This window comes from Archangium sp. (assembly GCF_036389735.1).
GTDB lineage: Bacteria > Myxococcota > Myxococcia > Myxococcales > Myxococcaceae > Archangium.
This window is the reverse complement of record NZ_DASVWK010000116.1, coordinates 1-10,059: the sequence shown is the minus strand read 5'-3', so window position 1 is coordinate 10,059 and position 10,059 is coordinate 1. Positions and strand designations below refer to the sequence as shown.

General features: G+C 67.4%; 11 protein-coding genes. 5 read left to right on the top strand and 6 right to left on the bottom strand.

Annotated features, from left to right (window positions below; all coding sequences use genetic code 11):
* Positions 1–722: ATP-binding protein (locus tag VF794_RS04545; protein WP_331107943.1), on the top strand; the 722-nt coding region annotated here is incomplete at its 5' end.
* A gap of 675 nt (positions 723–1,397) precedes the next feature.
* Positions 1,398–1,763 carry a hypothetical protein gene (locus VF794_RS04540; protein WP_331107942.1) on the top strand — a complete coding sequence of 122 codons (366 nt, stop codon included), beginning with the start codon at positions 1,398–1,400 and terminating at the stop codon, positions 1,761–1,763.
* Positions 1,764–1,800: 37 nt separating this feature from the next.
* Here the strand turns inward: VF794_RS04540 and VF794_RS04535 are convergent, their stop codons facing one another.
* The 3 genes from VF794_RS04535 to VF794_RS04525 form a co-directional block, all read right to left on the bottom strand.
* Complete coding sequence (locus VF794_RS04535; protein ID WP_331107941.1) at positions 1,801–3,441, bottom strand: serine/threonine-protein kinase; 1,641 nt, start codon at positions 3,439–3,441, stop codon at positions 1,801–1,803.
* Between the two features lie 92 nt (positions 3,442–3,533).
* On the bottom strand, positions 3,534–4,295 hold the full coding sequence (locus VF794_RS04530) for an ABC transporter permease (RefSeq protein ID WP_331107940.1): 762 nt from the start codon (positions 4,293–4,295) through the stop codon (positions 3,534–3,536).
* Entirely contained in the window at positions 4,292–5,251 is a 960-nt protein-coding gene (locus tag VF794_RS04525; protein WP_331107939.1) for an ABC transporter ATP-binding protein, read from the bottom strand. Before VF794_RS04525 ends, VF794_RS04530 begins: the two co-directional genes overlap by 4 nt.
* 66 nt (positions 5,252–5,317) lie before the next feature.
* Between VF794_RS04525 and VF794_RS04520 the strand changes: the two genes are divergently transcribed.
* Both VF794_RS04520 and ettA read left to right on the top strand, forming a co-directional pair.
* Positions 5,318–5,872, top strand: a complete 555-nt coding sequence (locus tag VF794_RS04520; RefSeq protein WP_331107938.1) for an FHA domain-containing protein — start codon at positions 5,318–5,320, stop codon at positions 5,870–5,872.
* Between the two features lie 212 nt (positions 5,873–6,084).
* Positions 6,085–7,764 carry an energy-dependent translational throttle protein EttA gene (gene ettA, locus VF794_RS04515; protein WP_331107937.1) on the top strand — a complete coding sequence of 560 codons (1,680 nt, stop codon included), beginning with the start codon at positions 6,085–6,087 and terminating at the stop codon, positions 7,762–7,764.
* A 64-nt stretch (positions 7,765–7,828) separates the two neighbouring features.
* Here ettA and VF794_RS04510 read toward each other — a convergent pair whose 3' ends face one another.
* The 3 genes from VF794_RS04510 to VF794_RS04500 form a co-directional block, all read right to left on the bottom strand.
* The gene (locus VF794_RS04510) at positions 7,829–8,038 is read right to left on the bottom strand and encodes a DUF2379 family protein (protein ID WP_331107944.1); all 210 of its coding nucleotides are present in this window, start codon (positions 8,036–8,038) and stop codon (positions 7,829–7,831) included.
* A 23-nt stretch (positions 8,039–8,061) separates the two neighbouring features.
* Positions 8,062–8,619: a DUSAM domain-containing protein gene (locus VF794_RS04505; RefSeq protein ID WP_331107936.1), complete on the bottom strand. Its 558-nt coding sequence runs from the start codon at positions 8,617–8,619 to the stop codon at positions 8,062–8,064.
* Positions 8,620–8,840: 221 nt separating this feature from the next.
* The gene (locus VF794_RS04500) at positions 8,841–9,221 is read right to left on the bottom strand and encodes a DUSAM domain-containing protein (protein ID WP_331107935.1); all 381 of its coding nucleotides are present in this window, start codon (positions 9,219–9,221) and stop codon (positions 8,841–8,843) included.
* Between the two features lie 545 nt (positions 9,222–9,766).
* Here VF794_RS04500 and VF794_RS04495 point away from each other — a divergent pair.
* On the top strand, positions 9,767–10,059 hold a 293-nt coding region (locus tag VF794_RS04495), incomplete at its 3' end, for a DUF2381 family protein (RefSeq protein ID WP_331107934.1).

Sequence of the window (10,059 nt, the reverse complement as noted above, 5' to 3'; positions counted from 1 at the left end):
ACGCCGCGCAGGCCATTCCCGAGGGGAACGTGGCGGGCCACGCCGTGGTGCTGGTGACGCGCCGGGAGGAGGAGCGGGTGGTGGTGGAGGTGCGCGACAGCGGCGTGGGCATGGGCCCCGAGGTGCTGGCGCGCATCTTCGAGCCCTTCTTCACCACCAAGCCCCAGAACGAGGGCACGGGGCTGGGGCTGTCCATCTGCCTGGGCATCCTCCACTCGATGGGAGGGAAGCTGAAGGCGGAGAGCGCGCCGGGGCGGGGCAGCACGTTCCGGGTGACGCTGAATGTGAGCGAGGCGGAGACCGCATCCCCCCAGGCACCGGCGCGGACGGTGGTGGATGTGCAGGCGCGCAGGCGGGTGCTGATCATCGATGACGAGCCGGGCATCGGCTCGGTGATGAAGCGGATCCTCGGGCGGATGCACGAGGTGGTGGTGCTGCAGAGCGGCCGCGAGGCCCTGGAGCTGCTGCGGAGGGACGACGGGTTCGATCGGGTGTTCTGCGACCTGATGATGGCGGACATGACGGGCATGGACCTGTACGAGCGGCTGGCGGAGACGCGCGCCGAGTGCCTGTCGCGCTTCGTCTTCATGACGGGAGGCGGGTTCACCGAGCGGGCGCGGACGTTCCTGGCGACCGTGGACACGGAGCGCATCGACAAGCCGTTCGATGCGGAAGTCGTCCGGGGCCTGGTCGCGCAGGCGCCCACGCGGCGCGGAACATAATCGCGAAGGGCATCAGCGCGGGGAGGGTGTACGTGCTGGCGACACCGCTGGTGCCCCACTCCGCGGACGGCCGGGGGGCGTGAGGTGCGAGGGCCCCGGGTTGGCTCCGTGGAGGCCCCAGATGATCCCTCCCAGACGCGCGAGCAAGCAGCTCGCCTCGCTCAACCCCTCACAACGCGCCAGCTGCGCGAGGAGCCTTCCCATGGCTCGCATGGAAGCGGAATTCACATTCTCGGCGTAGAAGGCGTGAAAAGCCTGGTCGAGGTCCTGGCCTGTCCACGCGGGCGAATGCTCGAACATCTCCGAGAGGGAGCGGGCGCGCGAGCCTGGTGAATCGTGCTCGCCCAGGGAGCGAACCTGGGTCGGGGTGAGGTCTCGTGCTCGCGGGTCCAGCTTGGACGACTCCGGCTGCTTCGCTGCCTCTCGGTTGTGCGCGCGGCCAACGCTCAACAACGCAGCGGCCGTGAGGGCTCCTGGAAATAATTTCAGGCTGCCTCCGATGTCTCGGTTTGGTGCGAGAACGGTGGAGACCATGGGTCTTCCCGACAGCACTCGGGCTGGGGAACCTTGAGCGCTTCATGGAGGGAGCGAGGAGCGCAGGAGGGCCACCCTGTCTGGTTGCTTGTCTTGGCGCTGCCCATCACCGGACGCAGCTTGTCTCGCAGGAGGTGCGCCATGCGCTCACGGACCGTCTTCGCCGCCGGGCTCTCGCTGGTCACATTCGCCTTCGGTGCGCGGGCGGCCGAGGACCCCACGCCCCCGGAGCTCAAGGCCGTGCAGGAGAAGGCCACGTCCGGAGATCAGTTCACCGACAGGGAGGCCGGCATCGTCAACGGCACGGTGAAGGGAGCGACGGGCAACGTCCTCACCCTCGACGTGGGCCGCAAGCAGCCCCTGGTGCAGGTCGTCGTGAAGGACGAGGACGCGGTGCCCATCGAGCAGCTCCAGGAGGGAACGTCCGTCCGCACCCACTTCCGCAACGAGGGCGGCGTGCGCGTGGTGACCTCCATCGAGGTGCTCAAGCCCGTCCAGGGCCGGTAGGCCCTTCGCCCCGGCCCTTCTTCAGGGCCGGAGGGGCTCAGCGATCCCGCTTGATGCCCAGGGACGGATTCGGGTTGTTGCGGCGGGACGGCTTCTGCGCCGCCGGCTTCGGCATGAGCTTCACCAGCAGCTCGGGGGCATCCTTGGTGGACACCCGCCGCGACACCGGGTGGTAGCCGTCCAGCTTCAGCTCCACCTTCATGGCGCGCGCGTCCGGCGCGAACGGCAGATCCACCGGCGTCTCGCCGCGCGGCTTGCCATCGACCAGGACCGCCGCGCCCGCGGGCTCCGAGCTCACCTTCAACGTCACCTGCTGGGGCTCCGGCGTGGGCTCGGGCGGGGTCGGCTCGGGCGGGGTCGGCTCGGTGCGCACCTGGACCACTGGCGGTGACTCCGTCACCGGCGTGATGGGCTCGGCCGTGGCCTTGTCCCGGAAGATGACCGCGGCTCCCGCGGCCAGGAGCAGCACGCCCACGGTGGCCGCCACCGGCACCATCGGGAAGCGCCGCCGCGTCACGGGCTCCGGCATCAGCGTCTGCGTGTGCCGGGTGTCCCCGTTGCCGTTCCCGTTCCCGTTCGACTTCGTCAGGGGCTTGGGCGGCGGGACGACCGGGGTGCCCGTCGACGAGGCGGGGGGCGGCGGAGGCGGAGACAGTCGCTGCGAGATGGAGCGGATGCTGCTGCGCGACGGGTTGGACTTGGAGTCCAGGTCCGCGTCCTCGGCGAGCTGATCCAGTTGGACGGGGTCCGACTCGCGGGTGATGCGCTCGACGTACAGATCGCGCAGGTACGCGGACAGGTGCGCGTTGCTGGCTGGCAGCCGGTACTGGAGGATGTAGTCCTCGATGGCGAGCCGGAAGGCCGCGCAGTCCGGGAAGCGCGCGTCGGGGGAGGGGGCCAGCGCCTTGAGCACCAGCTCGTCGAGCCCGGGCGGCAACTTGGGGTTGAGCTGCGAGGGCGCCGGCACCTGGCAGTCGCGCACCAGCCGCAGCGTCATCAGGTCCGACTCGCCCTTGAAGAGGCGCCGGCCGGTGATCAGCTCCCACAGCACCACGCCCAGGGCGAACAGGTCCGCGCGCGCGTCCACGGGCTGGCCGTTGGCCTGCTCCGGGGACATGTACGGGTACTTGCCCTTGAGCACCCCGGTGGCCGTGTGCGACGCGCTGCCCGCCGCCTTGGCCACGCCGAAGTCGATGACCTTCACGCCTCCGTCGAAGCCCACCAGGATGTTCTGCGGCGACACGTCCCGGTGCACCAGCCGCAGCGGCTTGCCCAGCGCATCGCGCGCCTGGTGCGCGTAGTCCAGCCCCGCCGCCGCCTCCGCGATGATGCGCAGCGCCAGCCCCACCGGCAGCGGCTTGCCCTGCGTCCGCGCGAACTTCTCCAACCGCCGCACGTCGTCGCCCTGGACGTACTCCATGGCGAGGCAGTGCCGGTTGTCGATCTCCGTCAGGTCCAGGATGGTGATGAGGTTGGGGTGCGCCAGCCGGGCCACCAGCCGCGCCTCCTCCAGGAACATGCTGAGGAACTCTTCATCCTCGGCCAGGTGCGGGAGGATCAGCTTGAGCACCACCAGGCGCTCGAAGCCCGCCCCCTTCTCGAGGGCGAGGAAGATCTGTCCCATCCCACCGGAGGCTATCTTGCGCAACAACTGGTACTTGCCGAAGGCAACGGCCATGACGCGTCACGATAACCCGTGTTCCAAGAATGCGCGAATGCACTGTCCTCCAATAGACCTGGAGAGCAGGCAGGCGGGCGGGCGAGGAGCCCTCAAGCTTTCAGTTTGTAACCAGAACGTAACGCGAGCCACGCCACGCCGGTGGCGACGAGGGCCACGGCCAGGAGGATGCCACTGCCCAGCAGGGGCGAGAAGCCGCCTCGGCCCAGCATCCCATAGCGCAGCCCCTCCACCATATAGACCATGGGGTTGAAGAGGCTGATGTGGTTCCAGGGCGAGGGCAGCTCGCGCACCGAGTAGAAGATGCCGCCCAGGAAGGTGAGCGGCAGCATCACGAAGGTGGGAAAGAAGTTGATCTGCTCGAACTTCTCGGCCCACACCGCCGCCAGCACCCCCAGCACGCTGAAGGTGTAGGAGGACAGGAGCAGGAAGAAGAGGGTGGCGGGGGCGTGCTCCAGGTGGAAGCCGGTGAAGAACATGGCCACCACCCAGGTGAGCCCGCCCACCAGCAGCCCGCGCACCATGGCCCCACCGATGAAGCCGGCCAGCAGCTCCAGGGGACCCAGCGGCGCCACCAGCAGGTCCACCACCGTGCCCTGAATCTTGGTGATGAAGAGCGAGGAGCTGCTGTTGAGGAAGGCGTTGTTGGCCAGGCCCATGAAGACGAGCCCGGGGACGATGAACTGCAGGTAGGGCACCCCCTCCACCTCGTGCACGCGGCCCGAGAGCGAGTAGCCGAAGACGAGGAAGTAGAGCGAGGTGCTGATGAGTGGCGAGAGGACGGTCTGGCCCGGCACGCGCATGAAGCGGCGGACCTCCTTGGCCAGCAGGGTCTTCATCCCGTGGGTGTTCATGGCGTCGTCGAGGGGGCGGTGGAGGGGGCGGCGGGTTTGCCACGCAGGATGTCGATGAGGATGTCTTCCAGGCGCGAGTGGCGCGTCTCCACGTTCTTGACCGGGAGGCCCTGGGTGTAGAGGGCGCGCAGGATGTCGCCGGCCGGAGCGCAGCCCTCGCGCTCGGCGTAGGTGAGGGAGAGGTGGTCGGCCGACAGCGTGGCCCCCGCCTGGAGCGCGGACTCGGGCAGCGCGGGGACGGGCGTGGTGAAGGTGGCCACCAGCCGCTTCTCGCCCAGCCGCCGCAGCAGCGCCTTCTTCTCCTCCACCAGCAGCAGCTTGCCCTCGTTGATGACGCCCACCCGGTCGGCCAGCTCCTCGGCCTCCTCCAGATAGTGCGTGGTGAGGACGATGGTGGTGCCCTCGGTGGCCAGCTTGCGCACGTACGTCCACAAGTCTCGCCGCAGCTCCACGTCCACCCCCGCGGTGGGCTCGTCCAGGAAGACGAGCCGCGGCTTGTGCACCAGCGCCTTGGCGATGAGCAACCGGCGCTTCATGCCCCCCGACAGCGCGCGCGTGAGCGAGTCCGCCTTGTTCTGGAGGTTGAGCGCGGTGAGCACCTCCTTCACCCGCGCCTCGTCCCGGCGCTGCCCGTAGTAGCCCTGCTGGATGTGGAGCGACTCGCCCACCGTGAAGAAGGGATCGAAGTTGATCTCCTGCGGCACCAGCCCCACCTCGTAGCGCGGGCGCACCGGGTCCTCGTCCAGGTCGTGTCCGAAGACGAGAATCTTCCCGCTCGTCTTCTTCACCAGCCCGCACACCGAACCGATCAGGGTCGTCTTGCCCGCGCCGTTGGGACCGAGCAGGGCGAAGATCTCTCCTGGATGGATGGTGAGGTGGACGTCGGAGAGGGCCGTGAGCTTGTCGCCGTAGGTCTTCGTCAGGCCGCGGAGCTCGAGCGCGGGGGGGGAGGACATGGTGGGACACGCCTTTACCACCACCAGCGCCCCCGGGAAGCCCCGACCGCGTTACAATAGGGCTGAATGCTTACCGTGAGAGAGCTGAGGGCGTTGGCGGAGAAGCTGTCCGAGCCGTATTTCTGCCGGAAGATCGGCCCGTTCGCCCTGGTGCGGACGCCGCCGAGGCCCGTGGTGGAGGAGATGGCGCCGCGGCTGGGGGTGCCGCGCACGGCGCTGGGCAATGGCTCGGGCGGCCTGGATGCGCTCCAGGCCTCGGTGCTGCTGAGCTTCGACCTCCTGCAGGTGGCCACGCTGCCGCCACTGCGCAGCCAGGACGCGCTGGCGGTGGGGCGGCTGCCGAGCTGCGAGCTGGTCATCAACGACCCCTCGGTGTCCAAGCAGCACGCGGAGCTGCGCTGGCACGCGCCGGTCTCCACCTGCTGCGTGAAGGACCTCCAGTCCACCGGGAGCACCTCCGTCAACGGCCAGTCCCTCACGCCCTCTCAGGAGTACATCCTGCGGGACGGGGACCTGCTGCGCTTCGGGGAGGTGGACTTCGCCTTCTTCGTGACGAAGTCGCTCCATGCCCGGCTCACGCGGGGGAGCCCCCTGCCGGTGGCCTCGGAGGCGGGCGGGTAGGCTCGCCTCCCTGGCTGGAGGGCAGGGGGCCCGGGGGAATCGGGCCCTGGAGGACGCGGGGAACGGCGCGCGCTGTTCCTACGCGGAAGTGGTGGAAAGCCCGGGGTTTGGCCCCCGGGAGGTCGAGCGAGCGCCCGAGCGCCTTGAGCCGGTCGCGGCTCCTTGGTATCCGCCACCGTTCACGTCACCTCGTCGGAGGCAGAAAGAGCACGATGGCCCAGAATTTCATCTTCACCATGCAGGACCTGCGCAAGGTCAAGGGAGGGAAGGACATCCTCAAGGGCATCTACCTGTCCTTCTTCCCGGGCGCGAAGATCGGCGTCATCGGGCCCAACGGCTCGGGTAAGTCGACGCTGCTGCGCATCATGGCCGGCGTGGACACCGAGTTCTTCGGGGTGGCCAAGCCGGACCCGAGCGCGCGTGTGGGCTACCTGGCGCAGGAGCCGCAGCTCGACACCACGCTGGACGTGAAGGGCAACGTGGAGCTGGGCCTCAAGCCCATCCGCACCCTGCTGGACCGCTTCAACGAGGTGAGCGCGAAGTTCGCCGAGCCCATGGACGACGCGCAGATGGAGAAGCTGCTGGCCGAGCAGGGCCGGCTGCAGGACGCCATCGACGCGTGCAACGGCTGGGAGCTGGAGCGGACCCTGGAGATGGCGATGGACGCGCTGCGCCTGCCGCCGGGGGACGCGGACGTGACGAAGCTGTCGGGCGGTGAGAAGCGCCGCGTGGCGCTGTGCCGGATTCTCCTGGAGAAGCCGGACCTGCTGCTGCTCGACGAGCCCACCAACCACCTGGACGCCGAGAGCGTGGCGTGGCTGGAGCAGGCCCTCAAGGAGTACAAGGGCACCATCGTCTGCATCACGCACGACCGCTACTTCCTCGACAACGCGGCGGAGTGGATTCTGGAGCTGGACCGCGGAGAGGGGGTGCCCTGGAAGGGCAACTACTCGAGCTGGCTGGAGCAGAAGCAGAAGCGGCTGGAGCTGGAGGAGAAGTCGGAGAGCGCGCGGCAGAAGACGCTCAAGCGCGAGCTGGAGTGGGTGCGCGCCTCGCCCAAGGCGCGTCAGGCCAAGAGCAAGGCCCGTATCTCGGCGTACGAGGAGCTGCTCAACCAGACGCAGGACAAGCGCGATGCGACGGGCGAGGTGACGATTCCGCCCGGGCCGCCGCTGCGTGGGCTGGTGGTGGAGGCCAAGGGCCTGCGCAAGGCGTACGGGGACCGGCTGCTCATCGACGACCTGAACTTCAAGCTGCCGCCGGGCGGCATCGTGGGCGTGATTGGCCCCAACGGCGCGGGCAAGACGACGCTCTTCCGGATGCTCACGGGCGTGGAGAAGCCGGACGCGGGCGAGCTGCGCGTGGGCGAGGCCGTGAAGATGGCGTACGTGGACCAGAGCCGCGACGCGCTGGGCGGGGACAAGAGCGTCTTCCAGGAAGTGAGCGACGGGCTGGACTACATCGACCTGGGGCGGGCGGGGCAGATGCCGAGCCGCGCCTACCTGGCGGGCTTCGCGTTCAAGGGACAGGACCAGCAGAAGCGGGTGAAGGACCTGTCGGGCGGCGAGCGCAACCGGGTGCACCTGGCGAAGATGCTCAAGAGCGGCGGCAACCTGCTGCTGCTCGACGAGCCCACGAACGACCTGGACGTGGAGACGCTGCGGAGCCTGGAGGACGCCCTGCTGAGCTTCGCGGGGTGCGCGGTGGTGATCAGCCACGACCGCTGGTTCCTGGACCGGATCGCCACGCACATCCTGGCGTTCGAGGGAGACAGCCGGGCCTTCTTCTTCGAGGGCAACTTCCAGGACTACGAGGCGGACAAGAAGAAGCGGCTGGGCGCCGACGCGCTGGAGCCGCACCGCATCCGCTACCGCCCGCTCACCAAGAGCTGAGACGGACGCGGTAGACCCTCTCCCTCTCCCACCGGGAGAGGGTCCGGCATCCAGTCCCGAGCGGTCACGACTCTGGGGGCGGACTGTCGAGGCCCCTGAGCTGTTCCTCTGCCATCCGGCGGTATTGCGGCACGATCTCCACGGCCAGCACGTCACGCATCTGCTGGCGCGCACCTTCGAGATCCCCAGCGTCCCGGAGGCTCGTCATCCGGTACATCGAATTCAAGAATCGGCGCTCGCTCTCCCGAAAGCGAGAGAGAATCATCCCCATGATGGCCTCGGCGCCTTCCGGACTCTTCAGGGCCTCTTCCGTCTCGTTCTCGCTGATGGCCGCCGTGGGGCGGTCCGGCGTAGCAGGGCACGCAAGTCATCGGTGAGTTCCAGGGCGTGCCCCTCCTGGATGCGTTGCGCGAGAACGGCGAGCTGTGGCCGGTCGCGTAGGTCCGGATTGAGCTGCCCGGTTGCGCGCACTTCCGCCAGCCCGGTCAACTTCTCAAGACCAATTCCGGCCTGTTCCCGGTAGAAGGGAACAACCTCCACGGCGAGCACGTCACGCATTTGCTGCTGTGCGCCGTCGAGATCGCCCGCGTCCCGTAGGTCGTAGGCCCGGTTTTGAGCACGACTGAGCCGCCATGACCCGTCATGGATGCGCCGCCGGACTTCCTGTAGCAGCGTCGTCGCGGTGGACAGGCTGCGGAGGGCGCTCTCTGCATCCTCGTCGCTAATAGCCACCTCGCGGGCGCTTCGCAGCAAGAGCGTGCACGTTTCAGCGGTGAGTTCCAGGGGCTCGCCTTGCTCCAGGACCCGTTTTGCCAGCGCCCCAATGGGGTCCCAATCAATCAGCCTGTCGGACATCTCCGCTCCTACTTCTTGCTCTTACGAGGATCAGGGCACCTGGCTTCTGGCCATTCGTGCTGGCCCTCGCAATAGCGCATGTACTCGTTGTTACCGAGCACGCTGGATGAGGGAGATGTGTGCCCGGGTGAGCGAGTTGATTGATGGGCACGCCCTCAGTGAGCAGGGGTAGCCCATCACCGAGACTGGAAGGCTCGCCCAAGGTCGTGCGCCATGGGACTCTAATCTTCGGGATCGTCTACGTAATCAAGCATGGTCGTGGCATGTTGCCGGTAGAGGGGCACAACCTCGACAGCCAACACCCCCTCCAGCACCTCTCGCGCTCCGGCCACGTCGCCTGCTTTCTTGCGGCGGTCTGACTCGGCAAACGCCTGGGATAGCCGCCGACTACCCTCGAAAATCCGGCGGCGCATCTCTCGCACGAGTGTTTCCGCTCCCGCCGGGGTGCGCAATGCGCGTTCCGCTTCGTCATTGCTAATAGCTACGTCCCGCGCCACTTGTTGGCAGAGGTCACGCACATCAGCGTTTAGCTCTATTGCTTCATTCCGCTGTAGCTTGGCATATAGCCCAAGCACCCTATCCCAATCGTGAGGCTCGTTCATCCTTGCATTACCTCTGCTTTGGCCAGCATATGTGGTAGGGCCATTGGCGCTGTCCCTCGCACCACCGAAAACAATCGTAGCAGGGGCCCATCCAACGCGGTTTTTTCTGATCCTGGCACCGAACGTAGGTATCTCGGCAGTGCTCCCGCCATCCCTCGTCGGGGTCGTCTGCCTCCTCTCCTTCACCTGCGCCCTCGTCCGCCCTTCGTTCTAGGGTGGTCTCGACCCTCGCCCCAGCCTGTACCGCCGCCTCTATATCCGCCGCAGTGGCACCACAGGCCCCCACCGGATCGTAAGGGTACTTCTTGATGCAGCACGTCATGGTGGAGTCTCCCGGTCGGCAGTCCGCCGGGCCCATAGCAGCAGCTCCAGCCGAGCAACCGGACGTGAGCGCTCCCCATATCAAAGCCATTCCCAGAGAAACGCAGAAAGTCAAGTGTTTCACATTGTCCAGACTAAAGCGGCGAGCTTTCAGGACGCTACGACGGGCCATGGTTCAGGGGTCTGGACGTTCGTTCGCATTAGCGGATAGGTTGGCCTGTGGTATGCGAAACTTCTTACCTCCCCGGTCTGCTCTTCTGCTCGTCCTGATGGCGTCCGTAGCCGGGGCGAAGGAACGGGAGCCCGTCTCTCGAAACCTCTACCTTTCGGACAGCCCGAGGGACGAAGTACCACCAGTGTACGTCGCGGGTGAAATGGTAACCGTTTTCCGGTTCCGGCAGCCCTGCACCCAGGCAGGAACGAAAATGCTGGGCTGGGAAGGCCGCTTTGAGCCTGTGGAGTGTGCCGGGAAGAAGGTGCTTATAGAGCCGCTCAAAGACCTCAAACCAGAGGATCG

Excerpts from the sequence above, each read along its gene's own strand:
- VF794_RS04540 (WP_331107942.1), top strand. The coding sequence starts at position 1,398 with ATGCGCTCACGGACCGTCTTCGCCGCCGGGCTCTCGCTGGTCACATTC.
- ettA (WP_331107937.1), top strand. The coding sequence starts at position 6,085 with ATGGCCCAGAATTTCATCTTCACCATGCAGGACCTGCGCAAGGTCAAG.
- VF794_RS04525 (WP_331107939.1), bottom strand. The coding sequence starts at position 5,251 with ATGTCCTCCCCCCCCGCGCTCGAGCTCCGCGGCCTGACGAAGACCTAC.
- VF794_RS04505 (WP_331107936.1), bottom strand. The coding sequence starts at position 8,619 with ATGTCCGACAGGCTGATTGATTGGGACCCCATTGGGGCGCTGGCAAAA.
- VF794_RS04535 (WP_331107941.1), bottom strand. The coding sequence starts at position 3,441 with ATGGCCGTTGCCTTCGGCAAGTACCAGTTGTTGCGCAAGATAGCCTCC.
- VF794_RS04520 (WP_331107938.1), top strand. The coding sequence starts at position 5,318 with ATGCTTACCGTGAGAGAGCTGAGGGCGTTGGCGGAGAAGCTGTCCGAG.
- VF794_RS04500 (WP_331107935.1), bottom strand. The coding sequence starts at position 9,221 with ATGAACGAGCCTCACGATTGGGATAGGGTGCTTGGGCTATATGCCAAG.
- VF794_RS04530 (WP_331107940.1), bottom strand. The coding sequence starts at position 4,295 with ATGAACACCCACGGGATGAAGACCCTGCTGGCCAAGGAGGTCCGCCGC.